This window comes from Cobetia sp. MB87 (assembly GCF_011319755.1).
In the GTDB taxonomy this organism is placed as follows: domain Bacteria; phylum Pseudomonadota; class Gammaproteobacteria; order Pseudomonadales; family Halomonadaceae; genus Cobetia.
On sequence record NZ_VFBC01000012.1, the window covers coordinates 19,191 to 43,364 of the forward strand.

The 24,174-nt window shown below is 63.3% G+C and carries 21 protein-coding genes; 15 read left to right on the plus strand and 6 right to left on the minus strand.

Going from position 1 to position 24,174, the window contains the following annotated elements; genetic code table 11:
* Positions 1 to 46: 46 nt before the first annotated feature.
* The 11 genes from CDPAHKCJ_RS12840 (at position 47) to der (ending at position 12,416) form a co-directional block, all read left to right on the plus strand.
* Positions 47 to 1,195 (plus strand): aminotransferase class V-fold PLP-dependent enzyme, encoded by a 1,149-nt coding sequence (locus CDPAHKCJ_RS12840; protein ID WP_166020121.1) that lies wholly within the window; start codon positions 47 to 49, stop codon positions 1,193 to 1,195.
* A 15-nt stretch (positions 1,196 to 1,210) separates the two neighbouring features.
* Complete coding sequence (locus tag CDPAHKCJ_RS12845) at positions 1,211 to 1,537, plus strand: iron-sulfur cluster assembly accessory protein (protein WP_166020123.1); 327 nt, start codon at positions 1,211 to 1,213, stop codon at positions 1,535 to 1,537.
* A 278-nt stretch (positions 1,538 to 1,815) separates the two neighbouring features.
* Positions 1,816 to 2,241, plus strand: coding sequence for a nucleoside-diphosphate kinase (ndk, locus tag CDPAHKCJ_RS12850; protein ID WP_043333812.1), 426 nt, complete (start codon positions 1,816 to 1,818; stop codon positions 2,239 to 2,241).
* 354 nt (positions 2,242 to 2,595) lie between these two features.
* Positions 2,596 to 3,753 (plus strand): 23S rRNA (adenine(2503)-C(2))-methyltransferase RlmN, encoded by a 1,158-nt coding sequence (gene rlmN, locus CDPAHKCJ_RS12855; RefSeq protein ID WP_107336017.1) that lies wholly within the window; start codon positions 2,596 to 2,598, stop codon positions 3,751 to 3,753.
* 131 nt (positions 3,754 to 3,884) lie between these two features.
* Positions 3,885 to 4,808 (plus strand): type IV pilus biogenesis/stability protein PilW, encoded by a 924-nt coding sequence (gene pilW / locus CDPAHKCJ_RS12860; RefSeq protein ID WP_166020125.1) that lies wholly within the window; start codon positions 3,885 to 3,887, stop codon positions 4,806 to 4,808.
* A gap of 336 nt (positions 4,809 to 5,144) precedes the next feature.
* The gene (locus CDPAHKCJ_RS12865) at positions 5,145 to 6,176 is read left to right on the plus strand and encodes a RodZ domain-containing protein (protein WP_166020126.1); all 1,032 of its coding nucleotides are present in this window, start codon (positions 5,145 to 5,147) and stop codon (positions 6,174 to 6,176) included.
* An 11-nt stretch (positions 6,177 to 6,187) separates the two neighbouring features.
* The gene (ispG, locus tag CDPAHKCJ_RS12870; RefSeq protein ID WP_043333809.1) at positions 6,188 to 7,303 is read left to right on the plus strand and encodes a flavodoxin-dependent (E)-4-hydroxy-3-methylbut-2-enyl-diphosphate synthase; all 1,116 of its coding nucleotides are present in this window, start codon (positions 6,188 to 6,190) and stop codon (positions 7,301 to 7,303) included.
* A gap of 60 nt (positions 7,304 to 7,363) precedes the next feature.
* A complete protein-coding gene (hisS, locus tag CDPAHKCJ_RS12875; RefSeq protein WP_166020128.1) occupies positions 7,364 to 8,698 on the plus strand; it encodes a histidine--tRNA ligase in 1,335 nt (444 codons plus the stop codon).
* A gap of 87 nt (positions 8,699 to 8,785) precedes the next feature.
* A complete protein-coding gene (locus CDPAHKCJ_RS12880; RefSeq protein ID WP_346773926.1) occupies positions 8,786 to 9,442 on the plus strand; it encodes a tetratricopeptide repeat protein in 657 nt (218 codons plus the stop codon).
* On the plus strand, positions 9,439 to 10,599 hold the full coding sequence (gene bamB / locus CDPAHKCJ_RS12885) for an outer membrane protein assembly factor BamB (protein WP_166020132.1): 1,161 nt from the start codon (positions 9,439 to 9,441) through the stop codon (positions 10,597 to 10,599). The genes CDPAHKCJ_RS12880 and bamB overlap by 4 nt, the downstream gene beginning before the upstream one ends.
* A gap of 392 nt (positions 10,600 to 10,991) precedes the next feature.
* On the plus strand, positions 10,992 to 12,416 hold the full coding sequence (der, locus tag CDPAHKCJ_RS12890; protein WP_166020134.1) for a ribosome biogenesis GTPase Der: 1,425 nt from the start codon (positions 10,992 to 10,994) through the stop codon (positions 12,414 to 12,416).
* Between the two features lie 147 nt (positions 12,417 to 12,563).
* Here the strand turns inward: der and CDPAHKCJ_RS12895 are convergent, their stop codons facing one another.
* A complete protein-coding gene (locus CDPAHKCJ_RS12895) occupies positions 12,564 to 13,427 on the minus strand; it encodes an ATP-binding protein (RefSeq protein WP_166020136.1) in 864 nt (287 codons plus the stop codon).
* Between the two features lie 239 nt (positions 13,428 to 13,666).
* Between CDPAHKCJ_RS12895 and CDPAHKCJ_RS12900 the strand changes: the two genes are divergently transcribed.
* The gene (locus CDPAHKCJ_RS12900; RefSeq protein ID WP_205700875.1) at positions 13,667 to 14,506 is read left to right on the plus strand and encodes a M48 family metallopeptidase; all 840 of its coding nucleotides are present in this window, start codon (positions 13,667 to 13,669) and stop codon (positions 14,504 to 14,506) included.
* Between the two features lie 358 nt (positions 14,507 to 14,864).
* Positions 14,865 to 16,052 carry an EAL domain-containing response regulator gene (locus CDPAHKCJ_RS12905; RefSeq protein WP_166020138.1) on the plus strand — a complete coding sequence of 396 codons (1,188 nt, stop codon included), beginning with the start codon at positions 14,865 to 14,867 and terminating at the stop codon, positions 16,050 to 16,052.
* A 213-nt stretch (positions 16,053 to 16,265) separates the two neighbouring features.
* Here the strand turns inward: CDPAHKCJ_RS12905 and CDPAHKCJ_RS12910 are convergent, their stop codons facing one another.
* Both CDPAHKCJ_RS12910 and CDPAHKCJ_RS12915 read right to left on the minus strand, forming a co-directional pair.
* Positions 16,266 to 18,692, minus strand: a complete 2,427-nt coding sequence (locus CDPAHKCJ_RS12910) for an ATP-binding protein (RefSeq protein ID WP_166020140.1) — start codon at positions 18,690 to 18,692, stop codon at positions 16,266 to 16,268.
* A gap of 48 nt (positions 18,693 to 18,740) precedes the next feature.
* Positions 18,741 to 19,232: a molybdopterin-dependent oxidoreductase gene (locus tag CDPAHKCJ_RS12915; RefSeq protein WP_166020142.1), complete on the minus strand. Its 492-nt coding sequence runs from the start codon at positions 19,230 to 19,232 to the stop codon at positions 18,741 to 18,743.
* A 276-nt stretch (positions 19,233 to 19,508) separates the two neighbouring features.
* Between CDPAHKCJ_RS12915 and CDPAHKCJ_RS12920 the strand changes: the two genes are divergently transcribed.
* Positions 19,509 to 20,225, plus strand: a complete 717-nt coding sequence (locus CDPAHKCJ_RS12920) for a response regulator transcription factor (protein ID WP_166020143.1) — start codon at positions 19,509 to 19,511, stop codon at positions 20,223 to 20,225.
* 143 nt (positions 20,226 to 20,368) lie between these two features.
* Here CDPAHKCJ_RS12920 and aroE read toward each other — a convergent pair whose 3' ends face one another.
* The 3 genes from aroE to CDPAHKCJ_RS12935 all read right to left on the minus strand — a co-directional run bounded on the left by aroE (position 20,369) and on the right by CDPAHKCJ_RS12935 (position 22,927).
* The gene (gene aroE, locus CDPAHKCJ_RS12925; RefSeq protein WP_166020235.1) at positions 20,369 to 21,202 is read right to left on the minus strand and encodes a shikimate dehydrogenase; all 834 of its coding nucleotides are present in this window, start codon (positions 21,200 to 21,202) and stop codon (positions 20,369 to 20,371) included.
* 43 nt (positions 21,203 to 21,245) lie between these two features.
* Complete coding sequence (hemF, locus tag CDPAHKCJ_RS12930) at positions 21,246 to 22,166, minus strand: oxygen-dependent coproporphyrinogen oxidase (RefSeq protein WP_166020145.1); 921 nt, start codon at positions 22,164 to 22,166, stop codon at positions 21,246 to 21,248.
* A 179-nt stretch (positions 22,167 to 22,345) separates the two neighbouring features.
* On the minus strand, positions 22,346 to 22,927 hold the full coding sequence (locus CDPAHKCJ_RS12935) for a Sua5/YciO/YrdC/YwlC family protein (protein ID WP_166020146.1): 582 nt from the start codon (positions 22,925 to 22,927) through the stop codon (positions 22,346 to 22,348).
* A gap of 305 nt (positions 22,928 to 23,232) precedes the next feature.
* Here CDPAHKCJ_RS12935 and CDPAHKCJ_RS12940 point away from each other — a divergent pair, with 305 nt between their 5' ends.
* Positions 23,233 to 24,117 (plus strand): 5'-nucleotidase, lipoprotein e(P4) family, encoded by an 885-nt coding sequence (locus tag CDPAHKCJ_RS12940; RefSeq protein WP_166020148.1) that lies wholly within the window; start codon positions 23,233 to 23,235, stop codon positions 24,115 to 24,117.
* Positions 24,118 to 24,174: the final 57 nt, after the last annotated feature.

Below are 24,174 nucleotides of genomic sequence, written 5' to 3' on the forward strand. Positions count from 1 at the left end.
TCACGTTCACCGTCATCACTGTCCGTCGTGTCTTCAGGAAGTCACCATGTCCCAGCCGATCTACCTTGACTATGCCGCCACCACGCCCGTCGACCCTCGCGTCGCCGAGCTGATGATGCGTCATCTGACGCAGGACGGCACCTTCGCCAACCCGGCCTCGCGCAGTCACATGCCGGGCTGGCTGGCCGAGCAGGCCGTCGAGGGCGCGCGTCGTCAGGTCGCCGAGCTGATCGGTGCCGACCCGCGCGAGATCGTCTGGACCAGCGGTGCCACCGAAGCCGACAACCTGGCGCTGACCGGCTACATGCGTGCCAATGCCGCGCGTGGCCGCCATTTGATCACCTCGACCATCGAGCACAAGGCGATTCTGGATACCGCCAGCGCGCTGGAGGCGGAAGGCTTCGAGGTCACGCGCATCGCGCCGCAGCCTGACGGACGCATCAGCCCGGACAGCCTGCGCGACGCCCTGCGCAGCGATACCATCCTGGTGTCGCTGATGGCAGTGAACAACGAACTGGGCAGTCTGAATGACCTGGATGCGCTGGGCGACATCGCCCACTCGCATGGCGCGGCCTTCCATGTCGATGCCGCCCAGGCGCCCGGCAAGATACGAATCGATGTCAGTCGTCAGCCCATCGACATGCTGTCACTGTCCGCCCACAAGGCTTACGGCCCCAAGGGCATCGGCGCGCTGTATGTACGTCGCCAGCCGCAGATCAAGGTCGATGCCCTGATCCATGGCGGTGGGCATGAGCGCGGCATGCGTTCCGGCACCCTTCCGACCCATCAGATCGTCGGCATGGGTGAGGCTTACCGCCTGAGCGCCGAGCAGTTCGATGCCGATCACCAGCACCTCGTCGCGCTGCGTGATCAGTTCGTCGCCGGGCTTGCCGGCCTTGAAGGCGTGCACTTCAATACCGATATAGAGGTCAGCTCGCCCAACATCGTCAATCTCGCCTTCGAGGGTGTGGATGGCGAGGCGATGCTGATGGCGCTGCGCGGCATCGCGATTTCCACCGGCTCGGCCTGCAATTCCGCCAGCGTCGAACCGTCGTTCGTCCTCACCGGCATCGGGGTGCCCCGTCCACTGGCGCTGGCGTCATTGCGCTTCAGCTTCGGACGTTTCACCACCGCTACCGACATTGAATCCGCGCTCGGCGAACTCAGGCATGCCCTGATCTCGCTGCGCGCCTGACCCGGGAGACTGCTCATGGCACACCTGTCGATTTCCCCCTCCGCCGCCGACCAGATCCGTGTCGTGCTGGCCGAGCGCGGCCACGGCCTTGGCCTGCGTGTCTCGGTCAAGCCCAGCGGCTGCTCCGGCTACAGCTATGTGCTCGACTTCGCCGACGAGGCCAACGAGGAAGACGCCGTCTTCGTCGATCACGGCGCCACCGTCTATGTCGACACCGAAGCCCTCACCGTGCTCGACGGTTCCGAAGTGGACTACGTCAAGGACGGCCTGAACCGCTACTTCCGCTTCAACAACCCCAACGTCAAGGACGAGTGTGGTTGTGGCGAGAGCTTCAGCGTCTAGACCAGGCTTCAGCGTCTGAGACTGGCTTCAGCTTGTAAATAGAGCTTCAGCGTCCAGGCCAGGCGCAACGTCCGAGCCGACCCTCAGCGCCTCGCCAGCCCGTGCCGACGAGGCGCTTGCCATCTGCGCGTCATGCGACTCAGGCATGATGGATGCAGCCGGTGGCACTTGCCGCTATAATGCCGCCCACTTTTGTCGTGCGCATGCCGACAGAGCCCGTTTTCCGCCGTGCGGCATCTGCCGTGCGGCTCTTCAAAGCTTGTCTCAGGAGATTCACCATGACTCAGCGCACTCTGTCCATCATCAAGCCGGATGCCGTTGCCAAGAACGTGATCGGCGAGATCTACTCTCGCTTCGAGAAGGCCGGTCTGCAGATCGTCGCTTCCAAGATGGTTCACCTGTCCAAGGAACAGGCCGAAGGCTTCTACGCTGAGCACAGCGAACGTGGCTTCTTCGGTGAGCTGGTCGGCTTCATGACTTCCGGCCCGGTCATGATCCAGGTGCTGGAAGGCGAAGACGCCATCACCAAGAACCGCGACCTGATGGGCGCTACCAACCCGAAGGAAGCAGAAGCCGGCACCATCCGTGCAGACTTCGCCACTTCCATCGACGCCAACGCCGTTCACGGTTCTGACGCGCCGGAATCTGCTGCTCGCGAAATCGCCTACTTCTTCGGCGACAACGAAATCTGCCCGCGCGGTTGATTTCGCCTTGTACGACTGAGAAGCCCGGCCCTTCGGGGCACGCGTATCCCAGCCGTGCATGACACGACGGCCCTGCCTGCGAGGCGGGGCCGTCGTGGTATCGGACGTGCTGAAGCGTCGCGCGACAGCATGCACCCCCTGAAGCAGATTCGACGCTTGAGCAGGTCCGATACGCTTTTCTGAAAGCCGCTGCAGCGCCCTCTCCCCACGCCATGTGACGCCCACGCGCACTGCGCTGATGATGAGAGCCTCTTGAGGTCTGCGAGCCATCGCCACCTCCGCTGACAGCGTCGCCCTGCAGACGTCTATCCTTTGTGTGACGCCTGCCCATCCCTGACACGACCGGCCCATACCATGACTGATACCACTGCAACTGCCACCGATGCCGCGGCCCCTGCCGCCGTCAAGCTCACCAACCTGCTGGGCCTGCCGCGCCCGGCGATGGAAGATTTCTTCGAAAGCATCGGCGAGAAGAAATTCCGCGCCACCCAGGTGATGAAATGGATTCACCAGGAAGGTGTCGACAGCTTCGACGAGATGACCAACCTCGCCAAGCCGCTGCGCGAGCGCCTCAAGCAGGTCGCCGAGATCCGTGCGCCGGGCATCGTCTATGAAGGCGAGTCCAAGGACGGCACCCGCAAGTGGGTACTGGAAGTCAGCGATGGCAGCTACGTCGAGACCGTGCTGATCCCGTCCGAGAACGGCAACCGTCGCACCCTGTGCGTGTCTTCCCAGGTCGGTTGCTCGCTGGACTGCAGCTTCTGCTCCACCGGCAAGCAGGGCTTCGAGCGTGACCTGACCGCCGCCGAGATCATCGGCCAGGTGTGGGTCGCCACCCGTGGCGCCGAAGACCGCAAGGACACCCGCAAGCGTCCGGTCACCAACGTGGTGATGATGGGCATGGGCGAGCCGCTGATGAACTACGACAACGTCGTGCCGGCGATGAAGCTGATGCTGGACGACAACGCCTATGGCCTGTCCAAGCGTCGCGTCACCCTCTCCACCTCCGGTGTGGTACCCAAGCTGGACCAGCTCGGCGACGAGATGGACGTCAGCCTGGCGATCTCGCTGCACGCGGCCAACGATGAACTGCGCAACGTGCTGGTGCCGATCAACCGCAAGTGGAACATCCGCGCGCTGCTCGACTCCTGCCATCGCTACCTGGCCAAGTGTGACGATGCCCGTATCGTCACCATCGAGTACACCCTGATCAAGGACGTCAACGACCAGATCCAGCACGCCGAGGAACTGGCCGCGCTGCTCGACGAACTGCCGTGCAAGATCAACCTGATCCCGTTCAACCCGTTCCCGCATTCTGGTTACGAGAAGCCGTCACGCAACCAGGTGATGCGCTTCCAGCAGCGTCTCTACGAGCTGGGCTACACCGCACCGGTGCGCGCCACACGTGGCGATGACATCGACGCCGCCTGTGGCCAGCTGGTCGGGCAGGTCAAGGACCGCACCCGTCGCGCCGAGCGTTACATCAACGCCATCCAGCTCGACGCCGACTGAGCGGCTGCCAGCCCTGAACTGACGCTATCGCCATAGCCATGCGCCGCCCTGCCACCTTGACTTGTGGCAGGTGCGGCGCTTTGATGGGGGCGCTTTTGTTGCCTGCCGCGACCCTCGCCCGCAGGCACATCATGAGCCTTCATTCACGCGAGGATTGCATGCCGAGTCGTCTGCCCCGTCATCGCACCAATGAGCATGACCCTGTCGCCCATCACTCTGTCGCACAGGGCACTGTCACACAGGGCCCCTGCCAGCATGATTCCCACACCCGCACCGTTGCTCGCGGCATCACTCGCCGCACCAGAGCCCTGCTGCTGTGCCTCGGATTTGCCGGCCTGACCCTCGCAGGCTGCGCGACACGCGTGGAAACCAACGACCCCTACGCCCCGCCGGATGACAACAAGGCCTCGAACGCCTACGTGGAACTCGGAGAAGCCTATCTGGGTCGTAATCAGCTGCAACGCGCCGACAGCGCCTTCCAGAAGGCACTCAAGCTGCAGAGCAGCAATGCCGAGGCCAAGGCCGGGCTGGCGATGATCTATCAGCGCCAGGGGGAGAACGTGCTCGCCGATGACTATTTCAATCAGGCCATTTCCAGCGATCCGTCCTTTACCCGTGCGCGCAACAACTACGCGGCCTTTCTCTACTCTCGCGGTGAATACGTCGAGGCCTGTCGGCAGCTCGAGATCGCGGCTGAAGACCTGACCTACGACAATCGTAGCCAGCTCTATACCAATCTGGGCCGCTGTCAGATGCAGCTGGGCAAGACCAGCGAGGCCGCGAAGAGTTTCGAGCGAGCCGTCAAGATCAACCCGCGTGAGTCAGAGGCCTGGTTGGCGGTGGCACGCATGTCACATGACGCCGGTGACAATGACGCCGCCCAGTCGGCGCTGAGCCGCTACTTCCGCCTGGCAGGCACCGACAGCGACAGTCTCGCCTTGGCCGTCGATGTGGCCACAGCACGTGGCGACAGCCGTCTGGCAGACCTCTACAGCCGTCAGCTGGAGCAGGTCATGACACGGGAATCCGGTCGCGCGGTGATTCGCACTCCCTGAGCGAAGTGCAACGACGCCGCTGATGGCGCCACCTCATGGGCGGGGTCGCTGCAAGCAGGACCGAGAAGACCGAAATGCCGGTGAAAATCTCGGCGCGGGCTTGGTATAGTGCCGACGCGGACGAACGTGTGTTCGCACGCGTCGATTGGCATGGGGGGTCATCGCTTTTCACGCTGCTCACTCGCATGATGATCAACGAGTCGTGCAGCACCCGGCCAATCGCGCGACAGCATCAGTCAGTATGCTCCAGCATCAGTGTCAGGAGCAGTTTCCGCAGTACCGGAAGAGCGCCCGGATGTGCGTTCGGTAGACAGTTTTTCCTTACAAGGATGCGCCATGAGCGAACATCAACCCGCCCCTGATCAGCACGCCAGTGATGCACTGCCTGGCACGCGCCTCAAGCTGGAGCGCGAGCATCAGGGGTTGTCGCGTGATGAGGTGGCGACACAGCTCAACCTGCGCCCCAGCCTGGTCGATGACCTGGAACGCGACCACTACGACCAGATTCCCATCGCCGCGTACCGTCGCGGCTATCTGCGTGCCTATGCCCGCCTGCTGGGCATGGACGAGAAGGCCATCGTCGGACAGTACAACGCCCAGTTCGGCACCACCGAAGCCGAGCGCTACACCCCCAGTTCCACGCCGTCGGTGCGCCCGCCGGGCAAGATGGGCAAGTATCTGTTCCGCCTCGTCAGCCTGCTGGTCATCGCCGGCCTGATCGGTCTCAGCTACGTGTGGTGGCAGAGCGGCGACTATGGCCGCACCTCGCCGGCGGAAACCTCCGCCCTCGAAGGTGGCAGCGATGCTGACAACACCGCACCGGTCGTGAATGCCGATGGCTCCATCGAGCTTTCGCTCTCGCAGTCCACCGATAGTGAAGCGACTCCGTCCTCCACTGCTACCGGTGATGCGTCTGCCGTCGACGCAGCAGCATCCTCCGAGGCGACAGCGCAGAGTGCTGACGCGCTCGACACGAACGCTGGCGCGCAGGGCGCTTCAGAGGCTGACAATTCAGTGGCTGACGCTGCCACGGATAGCGCCGCTAGCACTGACGTGAGTGCAGTCGCCGATGCCAGTGCCGACACCTCACAGGAGAGCGCAGCAGAGGATGCTGCACCGGCGGCAGACCCGCGCAAGCTCGAATTGACGTTCAACATCAATTCCTGGACCGACATTCGTGATGCCGATGGCAAGCGCCTGCTGCGCGGCAACAACGAGGCCGGCACCAGCACGACGCTGGAAGGCAAGCCGCCCTTCACGATGACCATCGGCAATGCCTCTGGCGTCGAGCTGCGTTACATGAATGAAGCGGTCGACCTCACGCGCGTCACGCGCGGCAGTGTCGCCAAACTTACCCTCGGTGAATGATCCGGAATCCCATGCATAGTCACTCCCCCATCAAGCGCCGCGTCTCGCGCAAGATTCATGTCGGCAATGTGGCCGTCGGCGGCGATGCACCGATTTCCGTGCAGAGCATGACCAACACCGACACCAACGATGTCGCCGCCACCGTCGCGCAGATCAAGCGCCTCGAGGATGCCGGTGCCGATATCGTGCGTGTCAGCGTGCCGGACATGGATGCCGCCGAAGCCTTTGGTCGCATCAAGCAGCAGAGCAACATTCCGCTGGTGGCCGACATCCACTTCGATTACAAGATCGCCCTGCGTGTGGCGGAACTTGGTGTCGACTGCCTGCGTATCAACCCGGGCAACATCGGTCGTGAAGACCGCGTGCGTGCCGTGGTCAGCGCCGCACGCGACAACGGTATCCCGATCCGCATCGGCGTCAACGCAGGCTCCCTGGAAAAGGACCTGCAGAAGAAATACGGCGAACCGACGCCGGCGGCACTGGTCGAATCTGCCATGCGTCACATCGACCATCTGGACCGCCTCGACTTCCAGGACTTCAAGGTCAGCGTCAAGGCCAGCGACGTCTTCATGGCCGTCGCCGCCTATCGTGACCTGGCAGCGCGCATCGAACAGCCGCTGCACCTGGGCATCACCGAAGCGGGCGGCCTGCGCTCGGGCACCGTCAAGTCTTCCATCGGCCTGGGCATGCTGCTGATGGACGGCATCGGTGACACCATCCGCGTGTCTCTGGCAGCGGATCCGGTCGAGGAGATCAAGGTCGGCTTCGACATGCTCAAGAGCCTCAAGCTGCGCGCCAAGGGCATCAACTTCATTGCCTGTCCCAGCTGCTCACGTCAGAATTTCGACGTCATCAAGACCATGAACGAGCTGGAGACACGTCTTGAAGACGTGATGACGCCGCTGAACGTCTCGGTCATCGGCTGTGTCGTCAATGGCCCCGGCGAAGCCAAGGAGACCGATGTCGGCCTGACCGGCGGCAGCCCCGCCAACCTGGTCTACCTGGACGGCAAGCCGGCCAGCAAGTTGACCAATGACACCCTGGTTGACGATCTTGAGCGACTCATCCGCGACAAGGTCGCGGAAAAAGAGGCCCGTGAGGCCGACACTATCATCCGCCAGAGCTGAGCTTGTCTCGGCTGGCTTGCGCGTCGTGAGTGACGCGCCTTCGTCTCCCCACCCGCCTGCATGACTCATGCGAGCGCCGTGGGGAGATGCGCAAGGATTCAGGAGAGAACGTTGAGCACCAAGATCCAGGCCATTCGTGGCATGAACGACCTGCTGCCGGACCAGTCACCGGTATGGCAATACTTCGAACACCAGGTGGAAGCGCTGATGGGCCAGTACGGCTATCGCGAGATCCGCACCCCCATCGTCGAGCAGACTGCGCTGTTCAAGCGCTCCATCGGCGAAGTCACCGACATCGTCGAGAAGGAGATGTACACCTTCGACGACCGTAACGGTGACAGCCTGACCCTGCGTCCGGAAGGCACCGCCAGCTGCGTGCGCATGGCGATGGAGAATGGTCTGGTCCATAACCAGATCCAGCGTCTGTGGTACACCGGCCCGATGTTCCGCCATGAGCGCCCGCAGAAGGGGCGTTATCGTCAGTTCCATCAGGTGGGCGTCGAAGCCTACGGCATGGAAGGCCCGGACATCGATGCCGAGATGATCCTGATCTCCGCGCGTCTGTGGCGCCAGCTGGGCCTGCTTGAGCACGTCACCCTCGAGCTCAACTCGCTGGGTAGCCTCGAGGCGCGTGCCGCCTATCGTGACCTGCTGGTCGAATACTTCGAACAGCACCTGGATGTCCTCGACGAAGACTCCAAGCGCCGTCTGCACAGCAACCCGCTGCGCATCCTCGACACCAAGAACCCGGACATGGCCGCCGTCGTCGACGCCGCGCCGCGCCTGGGGGATCACCTGGATGAAGAGTCCCGCGTGCACTTCGAGGACCTCAAGGCACGACTCGACGCCGCTGGCATCGAATACGTCATCAACCCGCGCCTGGTGCGTGGCCTCGATTACTACTCGCGCAGTGTGTTCGAATGGACCACTACCGCGCTGGGCAGCCAGGGCACCGTGTGTGCCGGTGGCCGCTACGACAGCCTGTTCGAACAGCTGGGCGGCAAGCCGGTACCGGCGGTCGGCTTCGCGATGGGCGTCGAGCGCCTCATCCTGTTGCTCGAGACGCTGGAACTGGTTCCGCAGGACGTCCGCGAGACTGTCGATGTCTACCTGATGTCGATGGGCGAGCAGGCCGAAGGCGAAGCCATGCGTCTGGCCGAAGAGCTGCGCACCGCACTTCCCGACCTGCGCCTGGTACTGCATTGCGGTGGCGGCAGCTTCAAGAGTCAGATGAAGAAGGCCGACAAGAGCGGTGCACGTATCGCGCTGATTCTCGGTGAGAATGAAGTCATCGAAGGCACGGTGGCGCTCAAGTTCCTGCGCGAGGAACGCGACCAGGAAACGCTGAACCAGCGTGCACTGGGCGAACGTCTCGACAGCGTCTTCGGCGCCTGAGACTGCCAATGAATATCGGGCGGAGAGCCAGCTCTCCGCCTCTCGAATGCAAGTGCCGGCATGCCGGCCAGGTCAAGGAGACCGCCCGTGGCGGAAGAGCTCAGAAGCGAAGAAGAACAGCTTGAAGCCATCAAGCGTTGGTGGAGCGAGAACGGCAAGTCACTGATTGCCGGTGTCGTACTGGCCGGCGCCGGTGTCTTTGCCTTCAAGGCCTGGCAGAACTACGAAGCCAGCCAGTCGGAAGCGGCCTCCGTGCGTTACCAGCAACTGATCAGCCTCGTCAGCCAGCCCAAGCTGGAAGACGCCGGCGTCAAGCAGGCGCGTACGCTGATCGGCGAACTGGAAAGCGAGCACGGCGACAGCCTCTACACCCAGATGGCGCACCTGCTGGATGCCAGCATGTCGGTCAAGGCCAACGATCTCGACGCAGCCGCCACGGCGCTGCAGAGCGTGATCGACAACAGCGATGACAGCTATCTGCAGGGGCTGGCCAGCCTGCGTCTGGCGCGCATCAACGTCGAGCGTGGCGACAATGATGCGGCACTCGCCCTGCTCAAGAGCCCGCCTGCGCCGCTGGCAGCGCAGGCGGCGGCGGTGCGTGGCGATGCCCTGGCCGCACAGGACAAGCATGATGAGGCCATCGCCGCCTATCAGCAGGCCAGCGCCCTGTCGCAGGAAAGTGGTCAGCCGGTCTACGGTCTCGACCTGAAACTCGCCGATCTGGCTGCGGAGTCTTCTTCATGAGCGTCACTCGTCGTCTGAGCGTACCGGCCTCACTGCTGGCCGTGAGTCTGCTGGCCGGTTGTGCCAGCAGTGCCCAACCGGAATATGCGCCCAAGGAACTGGTCGATTTCGACCGCCAGGTCGCGCTGGATTCCGTCTGGAGCGAATCGGTCGGCAATGGCCTTGGCCGTGCCCACTATCCGCTGTCACCGATCTTCGCCAACGACAGGCTGTTCGTCGGTGCCGAAGGCGGTGAGCTGGAAGCCCTCGCTGCCGACAATGGCGAGGACATCTGGCAGACACGGTTGCCGGCTGGCATCACCAGTGCACTGAATGCGGATGCCTCCCGCCTGTACGTCGGTACGCGCGATGGCAAGGTCAGTGCCATCAGTCAGGAAGATGGCAGCATTGAATGGAGCACGCGAGTCTCCAGTGAAGTGCTGGCCGCGCCGCAGTACAACGACGAGCTGGTCGTGGTGCAGAGCGTCGATGGCACCGTGACTGCGCTTGATCGCTTCACCGGCGAAGAGCAGTGGGCCTACTCGGCCACGATTCCGGCCCTGACGCTGCGTGGCACCGGTGCGCCGCGTGTCATCCAGCCGGTCACCTTCGCGGGCTTCGCCAACGGCAAGCTGGTCACGCTCGACAACCGCTCAGGCCAGGAACTGTGGGACCTGCGCGTTGCCGTGCCGGCCGGTCGTACCGAGGTGGACCAGCTGGTCGACCTCGATGGCCAGCCGGTGCTGACCCAGGATGGCCGCCTGTTCGTCACCAGCTACAACGGTCGCCTGATCGCGCTGGACGCCCGCAACGGCGAGCCGCTGTGGGACAAGCCGTCCTCCAGCTATCTGACGCCCATCGTGGTCGGCGATTACCTGTTCAGCATCGACAACGCCAGCCATGTGCTGGCGATGGATGCCAACACGGGTAACGTGCTGTGGAAGTCCGAAGACCTGGAAGGCCGCTGGCTGACCTCTCCGGCCTTCGTCGATGGCAAGCTGGTGGTCGGTGACTACGAAGGCTATGTGCACCTGATCGACGCCCAAAGCGGCGAGATGGCCGGCCGCTATGACGTGGGGGGCGATGGCATCAGCATCACCCCGCTGACCGAAGGCAAGCGCATCTATGTCTACACCAACGATGGCGAGCTGACGGCGCTGGATCTCGAAGCGCCGTAAGCCACTGATCGAGCGCGCACGTCAGCCTGCCCCGCAATCTGCCATGCGCCTCGATCAGCCCTCGTCACGACAACGGCAGCCAGATGGCTGCCGTTGTCGTAATGCGCCATTGGTAGCAACTCCCTGTCAATGCTAGAATGCTGCCCCCGCTGATCAGGCCTGCCGCACGACGCAGCCATTGATTCAGCCACGAGATCTTTCCGCCGACAGTGCTAACCCCCTGTCGGCGGACCATACTGGATGCATGCGACGCCTGCGTCGTCATCCAGTGCCCCAAGTCCGATATCATCGCTATCGCCCTGCCTGCACAAGGTGCTTTCCAGCCATCATGGTTCGAAGCAGACCGTACGGGGCCGGCATCGATGCTATCCCTGCGAATGCTGTGAGATTCCATGAACCCCGTGATCGCCCTGGTCGGCCGCCCGAATGTCGGCAAGTCGACGCTATTCAATCGCCTCACCAAGACCCGTGACGCCCTGGTCGCCGACTTCCCGGGCCTGACCCGTGACCGCAAGTACGGCACCGGCAAGGTCGGCGGCAAGCCCTACACCGTCATCGACACCGGCGGCATCAGCGGTGACGAGGAAGGCATCGACCTGATGATGGCCGGCCAGTCACTGGCCGCCATCGACGAAGCCGACATCGTGCTGTTCATGGTCGATGCGCGCGCCGGCCTCAACATGGCGGATGAGGCCATCGCCAATCATCTGCGCGTCAATCAAAAGAAGACCTGGCTGGTGGTCAACAAGACCGACGGCATGGACGAGGAGATCGGTAAGTCCGACTTCTGGACCCTGGGTCTGGGTGACCCGCGTGCCATCGCCGCCGAGCATGGCCGCAACGTCACCACGCTATTGGAAGAGGTGCTCTCGCCCTACCCTGAAGTCGAGGAAGGCGAAGACGAGGACCTGCATCCGGAGCTGGATGACCGCGGCGTGCGCATCGGTATCATCGGTCGCCCGAACGTCGGCAAGTCGACACTGGTCAATCGCCTGCTGGGCGAGGAGCGCGTGGTCGTCTTTGACCAGGCCGGCACCACCACCGACGCCGTGGAGATTCCCTTCGAGCGTCGTGGCAAGCCATATCTGCTAGTCGATACCGCCGGGATCCGTCGCCGCAAGAACGTGCGCGAAGTGGTGGAGAAGTTCTCCATCATCAAGACCCTGGAAGCGATCAAGAAGTGCAACGTCGCCGTGATGGTGCTCGATGCCCGCCAGGGACTGGTCGAGCAGGACCTGCACCTGCTGGACTTCGTGCTGACCAGCGGCCGCGCCCTGGTGCTGGTGGTCAACAAGTGGGATGGCCTGGAAAGCGAAGCCAAGGAGAAGATGCGCTCCGAGATCAAGCGTCGCCTGGGCTTTGCCGACTACGCTGACCTGCACTTCATCTCCGCGCTGCACGGCACTGCGGTGGGTGATCTCTACCCGTCCATCGACCGCGCCTTCGAAAGCGCCGTGGCCCGCTGGTCGACCAAGCGTCTGACCACCCTGCTGCAGGACGCCACCCAGGCGCACCAGCCGCCGATGGTCAACGGCCGCCGCATCAAGCTGCGCATGGCTCACCAGGGTGGCGCCAATCCGCCGCTGATCGTGGTGCACGGCAACCAGACCAACCGTCTGCCGGAAGCCTACAAGCGCTACCTGACCAACACCTTCCGCAAGGTGCTGAAGGTCAAGGGCACGCCGATGCGCTTCGAGTTCCGCTCCGGCGACAACCCCTTCGATGGAGCCCAGGGGGCTGATGACCGCGAGCGCGCGAAAGAGCGTTCACTGGCGCGCACCAAGGAAGCCCGCAAGGAACGCAAGCAGCGCCGTTGATGGCGTGAACTGCGCCTGTGCGTGATGGCAGGCCAGCGGATCTGATCCGCCAGCCTGCCCCATGAAAAAGCCGCCCCTGCAGATGACTGCAGGGGCGGCTTTTTCATGTCGTGAGTACTGATGTTTCAAGCACCCCAAGCACCGGGCTCACGCCTCCAGCGTCTTCTGCCCCGCCCACAGATTGGCGAACTGCCAGGCAGCACGCCCGCTACGCACACCCCGCTGGGTGGCATAGCGCAGCGCCTCTGCACGTGCGGCATCATCGAAACTTCCCACGCCAAGGCGCCACTCCACCCAGTGCTGGCAGGTCTCCAGGTAGGCATCCTGATTGAAGGGATGGAAGGCCAGCCACAGGCCGAAGCGGTCCGACAGCGAGATCTTCTCTTCCACCGCATCGCCATGATGCAGTTCGCCATCAACGATATGCGTGTCGTGATTGTCGCTCATGTGCTCCGGCAGCAGATGACGACGGTTGGAGGTAGCATACAGCAGCACGTTCTCCGGCGGCCCCGTCAGAGTGCCATCCAGCACGCTCTTGAGCGCCTTGTAGGCGTCATCGCTGCCCTCGAAGGACAGGTCATCACAGTAGACGATGAAGCGATGCGGTTGCTGGGCCAGCTCGGCGACCAGCGCCGGCAGTGCCGGCAGGTCGTGACGATCGATCTGGATCAACCGCAGGCCTTCACTGCCCAGAGTATTGAGCAGCGCACGTACCAGCGATGACTTGCCGGTGCCACGCGCGCCCCACAGCAGCGCATGGTTGGCCGGCTTGCCCGCGAGGAAGGCGCGGGTATTGGCCAGCAGCTCGCGCTTCTGGCGTGCGATGCCGAGCAGGTCCTCGAGTGTCAGGGCGTCACGCGGCGCGATCGGCGTCAGGCGCCCTCCCAGGGGGTGGCGGGTCCACAAGGCGGCGACATCGCGTGTCCAGTCCACTTCGACAGCCGTCGGCGGCAGCATCGGTTCGAGTCGGTCCAGCAGATGCGAGAGGCGGCGTTCAAACTCTGGTGACATGGTGATTCCCTGTCAGATACATGGGGCAAGGGCCGTGGCTGGCCCATCAGATCACGCCCAGTATCTCATGTCCGGCGGGGCCGTCTGGCCTGACGTTGCTGTGATCTCAGCAACGTATCATTTCGCTGACTGCACCACTGCGCCTATCCGGTTATGCTGTCTGCACGTTTCTTGCACGTTCAGCACCGCCTTGCCGTGCACTCGAAGGTTGTCATCGTCACCATTGCCAGGAGGCCTAAATGCCAGGATTGCTCGATCTCTCATCTCCCCGCGCCCTGCGTCGTCTGCTCCCGCTGGCGGCCCTTGCGGCGTCCGTCACCCTGAGTGCCTGCGCCAGTTCTCCTCTGGGCCGCAGCCAATTGACGCTCTATTCGGATCAGGAGCTGGAGAAGATGGGAGAAGCCAGTTTCAGCAAGTACCAACAGGAGCTGCCGGTGGTGGAAGGTCGTCAGGATGCCTACGTCAGCTGCGTGGCGGATGCGGTGACCGCCAAGGTACCCGCCAGCTATGGCATCAGCGGCTGGCAGGTCAAGGTATTCGAGGATGAGTCCGCCAATGCCTTCGCGTTGCCGGGCGGGTATATCGGTGTCAACACCGGACTGCTGGAGGTCGCCGAGAATCAGGATCAGCTGGCGACCGTCATCGGCCACGAGATCGCCCACGTGCTGGCGCGCCACGCCAACGAGCGCGTCTCGACCCAATCGCTGACCTCCGCCGGGCTGTCATTGACCCAGGCACTGGCCGGCCTCGAAGGTACCGGTGGTGATCAGCTCATGGGCCTGCTGGGCATGGGTGCGGAATATGGCGTGCTCAAGCCGTTCTCGCGCTCCCACGAGTCCGAAGCCGACCTGCTGGGGCTGGACCTGATGGCCGAAGCCGGCTTCGATCCGCGCGCCAGCATCAAACTGTGGGCCAACATGAACGCTGCCGGTGGCGCGCAACCTCCGGTGTGGATGTCGACGCACCCGAGTGATGAGCAGCGCATGGCGGCCCTCAACGAGCGCCTCGAGACCGCTCTGCCGACCTATCAGCAGGCTCGCGCCGACGGCGAGAAGCCCGACTGCGATCGACTGCGCTGAACCTGCCAGTCTGGCAGCGTCATCAGTCTCAGGTAACACACTCGCGTGGCCCCTGAAGAACCCGGGGCTGCGCGAGTATGTGGCGCCCTCCATCCAGCTACCCGCCTCTTCCTTGTTTGCTACCCCCTCCCCGCCTCTTCCTGGTTGGCTCACCCTGGCTGGCTCACGCTGCCAGCCTTCTGATCCATCGCCCTGACAGCTCGAATGTAAAAAGACGCCGCCAAATGTGTCGATATCCGCGAATCATGTAACCGCATTGCTAATCTGGGATCACCTGCTCGACTTTGCACTGCTCATGCAGACACTTCATGCACAGCGGCACGAGCATATTCCCGACACTCGCTTGAGGATGGCTTACATGACTCGACACGCACTCATCATTGACGACGATCCGGATTTTCGTGAACTCATCAGCGGGCTGCTTTCCGCCCATGGTTTCGACTGCACGCAGAGCGAAGGGCTGCAGGACATCGCCTGCAATCCCGCCTGTCTGGAAACGGACCTCATCCTGGTGGACTACGAACTGGGCGACTTCACCGGCGATGATGTGCTCGGCTATCTGCGCGAACGCAATGTCGAGGCGGGCATCATCCTGATGAGCGCCTGTCACAACGACGACATGCAAGCGATGGTCGCCCGGGGCAAGCGCAGCGGCCTGGAGATGCTGGGCCAGCTCGGCAAGCCCTTCGACATCATGCACCTGGCCTCGCTGCTGGCAGAGCTGGACAAGCAACGCGATCCGCTGTCACTCGATGAACTGGATGATGCGCTGACCGAGCGCCAGCTGCACCTCGTCTACCAGCCCAAGATCGACCTCGCCAGCGGCCGGCTCAGCGGCGCGGAGGCTCTCGTGCGCTGGCAGCATCCTCTGCGCGGCATGGTCATGCCCAACCAGTTCATCGCCCTGGCGGAACGCAGCAATCGTATCGAGGCACTCACCTGGCAGGTCATCGAGCATGGCTTCCGCCAGCAGGGCCAATGGCAGTCCCAGGGACTCCACCTTGATCTCGCGCTCAACCTGTCACCCCAGCTGCTGCGCACCCGCGACATGCTGAAGACGCTGGATGCGCTGGCCAGTCAGCATCATGTCGATCCGCACTCCATCACGCTCGAACTCACGGAGAGCTGCGGGATCGACTGCCTCACCTACGCTCGCCACCTGCTGAACGCCATTCGCGACCGCGGCTATCGCCTGGCGCTGGATGACTTCGGCACCGGTTTCTCCTCGATGATGCAGCTCTACAACCTGCCGTTCGACGAGTTGAAGATCGACCAATGCTTCGTCGGGCGCAGCGACAGTCACCCGGAAGCGCGCGCCATCACCCGTACCATCGTCGAGCTGGGTCAGCGTCTGAATCTCGCCGTGGTCGGCGAAGGCATCGAGACCGCGGAACAGCGTGATTACCTCTGCGATACCCGCTGCAATATCGGCCAGGGCTATCTGTTCGCGCGCCCCATGCCCGTCAGCGACTTCAATGCCTGGAGCCGCTGCCCGCCCAGCGCCGTCAATGCACTCAGCCAGCGCCACGCCTCCGCAGTCCATTGAGAAGACTGGCGTCCCGCGCAGCGCAGGACAGGCAGCGGGAATGCCGCACCCCCCACTACACAGACGCCACCCATGCCACCATGGGTGGCGTCTGTGTAGTGGAGGACAGGGTGAAGAAAGGGTGAAGAGAGCGAGAGAAGGCGGGAGCGGGAGAACAAGAGGGGCGGTAGTGAAATGCTGTCGGCTGTCTATCACGCCATCACGTCCCAACTATCAGGAGAACAGATAGCCCTCCTCGAGGAGGCTGTCCCGCGTCGGCACACTCAAGGAGCGCAACATAGCGACATGCTGGTGTACCTGGGTCATGTCCCCGCTGATCACGGCCTCTTCCAGCGCCTTGGCGCCACTGGCAATGCCACTGCAGCCCAGCGAAGCTGACGCCCCTTTCAGGGAGTGCGCCTCGCGCTTGAGCTCCGTGAGGTCCATCTGCTTCAGCAAGGTCACCATCACGTCGAGGCGTCCTTCAAGGCGCGCCAGGTAATTGTTCAGCAGTCGTGAATAGGCCTCGCCATTCAAGGTCGTGAGCAGCTCCTGACAGATCGCGTGTTGCAGCAAGGAAGGCGCGGCATCGGGCAGGGCGCGCGCGGCTGAGTCGTCAGTTGCCACATCGAGCGCCGGAGACGGGTCGATCTGCGCGCTCTTATCATCCGCCGCTGTCGGTCTGAAGGCATCATCGCCTGGCCCCTGCACGGCGGTAGACGGCTCGCCAGCCGGAGCCTCTGGCTTGTCTGGCTTAAGCGCCTCCTGCTGCGAATCAGACTTCTGTGAATCAGTCCTCTGTGACTCAGCCTCCTGTGAATCAGAGGCCTGGACCAGATACTGTTGCAGTACCCGATGCAGATCATCACGCGTGAAGGGTTTGTGCAGCACCCCCTGCATGCCGGCCTCGATGCAGCGGCGGGCATCTTCCTGCATCACGTTGGCGGTCATCGCGATGATCGGCAGACGAGCGCTGGCGGGTTGCTCGGCTTCGTGCTGACGCCAGCGACGTGTCGTCTCGACGCCATCCAGTACCGGCATCTGCATGTCCATGAACACCAGATCGACATCGTTGCCAGCCTGCGCCAGCCATTCGAGTGCCTGCTCACCGTCCTCCACCACCGTGACCTGCTGCCCCAGATACTCGAGCATGGCCCGCGCCAGCGACTGATTGACCTCGTTGTCTTCCACCACCAGCACGCTTGTGTGGGGCAAGGGTGCGTCTCCTACCGCCTGCTGCGGGCAAGCCTCGGCGGCGGTCAATACCGGCAGTGGCACACGACACCAGAAGCGGCTGCCGAGCCCGAGATGGCTCTCGACGCCGATCTCCCCCCCCATCGCTTCCACCAGTCGTTTGCAGATGGCAAGCCCGAGCCCGGTGCCTTCATGACGACGCGCAATCGAGGTATCCACCTGGGTGAAGGGGGCAAACAAGTGGCTCACCTGGTCGGCGGCGATCCCGCAACCGCTGTCGTGAACCTCGAAATGAAACATCTCGCCCTCTTCCAATGATGCCCTCAGCCGGATGGTCCCCTGGGGACAGAACTTGAAGGCATTGTTGAGCAGGTTGGTCAGTACCTGACGCAGGCGATTGACGTCCCCCTTGACCCAGACAGGCAGGTCATCGGTACGTTCTTCGAGGAAGATGCGCGAGCATCCCTTGCCGGCACTGCCTGTCTGGCGATGGTAATGCGCGGCCAGGGAATCGAGGAATTCGGGCAACGAGAAGCAGCGCGGATCCAGCTCCAGCTTGCCGGCTTCGATCTTGGAATAATCCAGCACATCATTGATGACGGCCTGCAGGCTCTCGGCACTCTGGCGCAGCATCGTCAGGTATTGCTGGCCACGCCGGGTCGAGACTTCCTCGCCGATGAGGTCCGAGACGCCGACCATGCCATTGAGCGGGGTGCGAATCTCATGGCTCATGATCGCCATGAATTCCGACTTGGCACGACTGGCTGCCTGAGCCAGCTGCACCATGCCATCCAGCTCCTGGGTACGCTCCTCCAGCTTGCGGGTCTTGGAGGCCCGCCCACGACTCTCGACGATCAGCGCGACCACCAGCACGATGCCGCTCAGGGTCATCAGCAGCACCAGCGACAGTGCGAGGGCATACAGGTTGAGGAGCTCCGTGCGCTCCTTCGTGCGCTGGATAGCGGCCTCTGCATTGATGTTCAGCAGCAGCTCGCCGGTCTGCTCCTGTAGCGAGGCAAGCCGGCTGAGTATCTGCACATAGAGGGACGCATCACGCTCCTGACGACTCGCCAGGTCCATGATGGCGCTGTCCAGCACCTCGATTCTGGGCAGCATGGCCATCAGCTGGGAATGCAGGTCGGGCATTCCCGCCAGCATGCTGCCCAGTTGGCCGCTCTGCAGCAGCTGCACCCGGCTATAGAGGATGTCGAGCCGCAACAGCAGCTCGCTGTCATCCATCAAGGCGGGCGGCGTCGGGGTCTTCTGTTCCTCGGCCACCACCATGCGCAGCTCGCGCACTTCCCTGTCGAACTGATAGACCGCCCAGATCAGATTCTCACGCAGCTTGTGCTCGAGTGCCTGCTGACGCTGATAGACCAGAACGCCAGTCACCAATGCCGAGACGAAGAACAACGTCGCGGCAATGGCGATGGCGGTTCTGAAATGCAGAGAACGAAGTGGATTCATGCACGGGCATCCTGCCAGAGCTCATGAAGTTGAGCGGTAAAAACGGGGTCAGCGTTCAATTTCAATGCGCTTCACCTGCCAGACAGAGCGAGTCATGATTTCCTCGTTGAGGAGATCCGGCTGCTCACTGAAGGGGTAGATGATGAAGATAGGACCATTGTCACGCACACGTAGTCGCTTGCCATCGACTTCCATGGCCAGTATCACCGGATGATCGAAATAGTCCTGCACTGGCGCGCTGGCGGCGTAGTCGTTGAGCGCCACGATACGCATGGTGCCATCCTCGACACCGACCGCCTCCATCAACGCCGAACCGAGCGGACCGCTGAAGCTCACTTCGCCGTCATGCCAGGGGGTGGTGGTCACGGTTTCCCGTTGCGTCAGCGCCATGAGCATGGCGCGATCGAAATGCGCCTCGCCTCCGGCATTGGCATGGGTGATATCACCGGTGACACGCAGTACCACTGGCCCCTGCGGCGCCTCCAGGGCCATGGCGAAAGGGGAAAACGACAGTGTCAGCAGCAGAAGCCAGTGGCGCATGCGAGGTAACGCCGTGGTGAGGCGTCGCAGGAGAATGAGAAGCGGCATGGGAAGACTCCAGGGGTCATGGACAACCATGGATGACGGCCGGAGGTTCACCGTCTCGTTTCATCCTCGCCATTCACGAGCCAGTAGCGGCACCGCGCCATGAAGCAGCGAGAGGGGATGAACACGAGTATATGTCGCCATCGTCATGCCAAACGTGAACCATTGTGACGCGGTCTCACGCAAGAGACGCGTAGACTGCTTGCGATACCCATGCGGGGAGGCAATGACATGCAAATCGGCATTCTGGAAGATGATCATGATCAACGTGATTACCTGACCCTGTGTCTCGAGGCCCAGGGACATGAGCTGGCAGGCTTCGAGCGCGCCAGCCAGTTGTTGCGCGCGCTGCGCGAGCGCAGCTTCGACCTGCTGATCATCGACTGGCAGCTGCCGGATGCCTGCGGCATGGAGCTGACGCGCACACTGCGCAGCGAGCACGGCTGGCGGGGGCTGATCCTGTTCATCACCGCAAGCCAGGGTGTGGAGGATGTCGTGCATGCGCTTCAGCACGGCGCCGATGACTTCCTGGCCAAGCCGATCCGCCCTGCCGAGCTGACGGCGCGTGTGGAAGCGCTGGGTAGGCGCTTCGTCACCTCCGACACCAATTACCTGCAGCCCAAGGTGGCCATCAGCGATCAATATCGGATCGAGCCGGATGAACACACCATCTGGTGCGGCGAGGAGCCGGTCGCCCTGACCCAGCGCGAATACCAGCTGGCCTCCCTGCTGCTGCGCCACGTCGGAGAGCTTTACTCACGCGCCTACCTGCTGGAGATGATCTGGGGGGTCAACGGGGATATCTCGACCCGTACGGTCGACACCCACGTCAGCCGCCTGCGGCGCAAGCTGGGGCTGGACGGCAGCCGTGGACTCAGGCTGAAAAGTGTCTATCAGTACGGATATCGACTCGAATCCTGTGCCACGACCCCCGCCAAGAGCAGCTGAGCGCCAATAGCGAGGCGTGAGCACGCTGGGCCGTGGCCAACAAAAAGGAGCGGGGGACTCCATCGAGTCCCCCGCTCCTTTTTCATCGTCTGTCGTCTGGCTGACCATCTGAATCGACGTGCATCCCCGGCAAGGCACGGGGATCATCCCTCCGCCAGCATCCTGCGCAACATGTCCGCCACGGGCCCCGTCTCCGGGCGCTTGTGACGCCACAGGAAGTAGGACTCGGCCGCCTGCTCCACCAGCATGCCGAGTCCATCCTCGACCCGCGCCCCGCGCTCGCTGGCCCAACGCATGAAGACGGTCGGCTCGGCGGCATACATCATGTCGTAGGCGAGCGCCTGCGGAGAGAACAGCGAGTCCGGCAACGGCGGCAGCTCGCCGCCCAGCGATGCGCTGGTGCCATTGATGACCAGATCGAACTGGCCCTCGATGGCCGCATAGCTGCCACCGGACAGCTGGCAGCCTTCCCCCGCCAGATCGGCGAAGTCCTCGGCCAGCGCACTGGCCTTGGCGGCGGTGCGATTGGCGATCACCAATGCCGCCGGCTGCTTGGCCAGCAAAGGCTCCAGCACCCCACGCACGGCGCCACCCGCACCGAGAATCAGGATGCGCGCGCCCTTGAGCGGCGCCTCGAGACGCTCGAGGTCACGGGTCAAGCCGACACCATCGGTGGTATCGCCGTACAGCTGGCCGGTCTTGCCGAGTATCAGCGTATTGACGGCACCGGCGCGACGGGCACGCGGACTCAGCACATCGACCAACCGGAAAGCCTGCTCCTTGAAGGGCATGGTGACATTCGCCCCCTGACCACCTTCAGCGACGAACTCGGCCCAACCGGCCGCGAAGTCATCGACCGGCGCCAGTCGTGCCTCATAGCTCAGGGAGTCCTTGAGCTGCTCAGCGAAGGATCGATGAATCAACGGGGATTTCGAGTGGGCAATCGGGTTGCCGAATACAGCGTAACGGGACATCAGGACTCCGGGACAATCACAGAAAAGCGTCAGGTCAATGCGGCGATCAGGCCTCTTCGCCCAGCCAGTCGCGGGCATGTAGGAAGTCACGATACAGCACCGCTTCGGCACTGCCTTCCTCGGGCTCGTAGCCGTATTCCCAGTGCACTACCGGCGGCATCGACATCAGGATCGACTCGGTGCGTCCGCCGCTCTGCAGACCAAACAGCGTGCCGCGGTCCCAGACCAGGTTGAACTCCACGTAGCGCCCGCGACGATAGAGCTGGAAGTTGCGTTCACGCGCACCATAGGCCGTGTCGCGGCGGCGCTCGACGATGGGCAGATACGCCTCGAGGAAGCTGTCGCCGACGGATTGCTGGAAGGCGAAGCAGCGTTCGAAGCCCCACTCGTTGAGATCATCGAAGAACAGGCCACCCACGCCCCGCGTCTCGTCGCGGTGCTTGAGGTAGAAATATTCGTCACACCAGGCCTTGTAACGCGGATAGACATCACTGCCGAAGGCGATGCAGGCATCGTAGGCCGTCTGGTGCCAGTGACGCGCGTCTTCTTCATGCGGGTAGAACGGCGTCAGATCGTAGCCGCCCCCGAACCACCATACCGGCGCTTCGCCCTCCTTCTCGGCGATGAAGAAGCGCACATTGCCATGGCTGGTCGGCACGTGCGGGTTGTGCGGATGCAGCACCCAGCTGACCCCGACGGCATGGAAGCTGCGCCCGGCCAGTTCCGGACGCACCGCCGTCGCGGAAGCCGGCAATTCATGTCCGAAGACATGCGAGAAGTTGACGCCCCCCTTCTCGAATACGCCGCCATTCTCGATGACCCGTGAGCGACCGCCTCCACCCTCGGCACGCTCCCAGCTGTCTTCACGGAAACTTGCCTGGCCATCGCAGGCTTGCAGCGCCTCGCACAGGCGGTTTTGCAGATCGAGCAGGTAGACCTTGACGTCTTCGAGATTGGCGTGGGCCACGATGCCTCCGGTAACACGGGAATGAATGGTGACGGGGCGACACCCGTCGTTGGCCGCTGCTGGCGGTGAACTGCCAGCTTACCGCGACACGCTGCGCTCGGCAGGTCGGAAAATGCCCCTCTTGGGCGCCTGGATGACGCGGCACTGATCTGGATCAACCCGAGCGACGATCCTGCTGCTCAGGCGCGCAGTACCTTGCCGGTCGCGAGATCACGAATGGTGCTGGGACGCGGATTGCCACCGAGCGGCCCCTCGAGGATCACGTCATTGACCAGCGCGTCGCCGAAGGCGTCACGCACCTCGTCTGCGGTCATGGCAGGTGCCTCGCCGGCACGGTTGGCCGAGGTCGACACCAGCGGGCCGCCGAAGGCAGCGCACAATGCCTGGACCAGCGGATGATCGGTCACGCGCACGGCCAGACTGACGTGTTCACCGCGCAGCAAGGGGTGCGCACGGCCATTGTCAGGCACCAGCCAGGTATAGGGTCCCGGCCAGCTGGCCAGCAGCTGCTCACGCTGCTCGACGGTGACTCCCGCCAGCCAGGGTTCCAGCTGGGCGATATCACCGGCGATCAGGATCAAGCCCTTGGCGGCGTCGCGGGACTTGAGCTTGATCAGCCGAGCCAGGGCCTCACCATCGTCAGGATCACACCCCAGCCCCCAGACGGCCTCGGTGGGATAGGCAACGATGCCCCCATTGCGAAGACAGGCAGCGGCGCCGTCGAGGGCACGCTGATCCAGCGAAACATCACTGACATTCATGATCTGCTCGAACTCCTAGCTGCGGCAACACGATGGCGGCGATTCTAGCACGCTCATCGGCGCGAGACCGACGCTGCACATCGACGCAACACGGCGTCGCGTCGGGGTGGCATAGGCGCACCGCTCGGTTCACGGCATGATGAAGGTGCCCATCGCCCTCAGGGTATTGCGAAACTGACGCAAAGGCTTGTTTCAAAAGACTATCGAGGTCATTTGGACGCTTTGCTGGACAGTCTCCATCGCCAGGCCTGATGGCGTTTCACCCCGCTTTTCTTTCCTCTTTTCTTCAGACAAGGATGTGATCCATGCGCCGCGCTTTCTCACTGACGACCTCAGCCGCTCTCTTGCTGGCATTGGCTGGCTGCGCCAGCTCTGGCACCCAGGCGCCGACCGCCCCGGCGCCACGCCCTGCCCCGCTGCAGGATGCCGCGGCGCAGGCGCCCTTGAGCGACCAGGCGATGCTGGCGACCCTGTGGATACAGCGCAGCGCGGAGTTTCATGCCCTGTCACTGCAAGCCTTCAACGTGGCCCACGACCGCCTGAATCTGGCGCTGGCACGTCGTCACGCACAGGACAAGCCGCTGGCGGTGGTCGTCGATGTCGATGACACCGTGCTCGACACCACCAGCTACGGCGGCTGGGCACTGCGTGAAGGTCGTACCTACGACAGCCAGAGCTGGGCTGACTGGGTGGATGATGCCGTCTCCACGGCTTCACCGGGCGCCGTGGCGTTCCTCAACTACGCACACGAAAGCGGCGTCGATGTCTACTACATCACCAACCGCAAGGCGGCTGGCAAGCAGGCCACCATCGCCAATCTTGCCGCGCTGGGCTTCCCGCAGGCCAATGCCGAGCACGTGATGCCGCGCACCGACAGCTCCGACAAGACCGCGCGTCGCGCGCGGGTCACGGCCGAGCATGACATCGCGCTGCTGATGGGCGATAACCTCGGCGATTTCGATCAGGCCTTCCAGCAGTCGACCACCCGCGCACGCAATGCCGAGGTCGCCCGCCAGGCGGATCAGTTCGGCCGTCGCTTCGTGCTGTTGCCCAACCCGACCTACGGCGAGTGGGAAGGCGTGCTCTACGATGGCAACTGGAGTGCCAGTGAGCGCGAGAAACGCGCCATGCGTGACGCGGCGCTCAATGCCTGGCAGCCCGAGAGCGGCACGGTCAGCCAAGGCAAATGAGTTCAGGTTGCCGGCCTCCCGGATCATCGCTGTCAGGTCGGCTATCTCGGATCATCA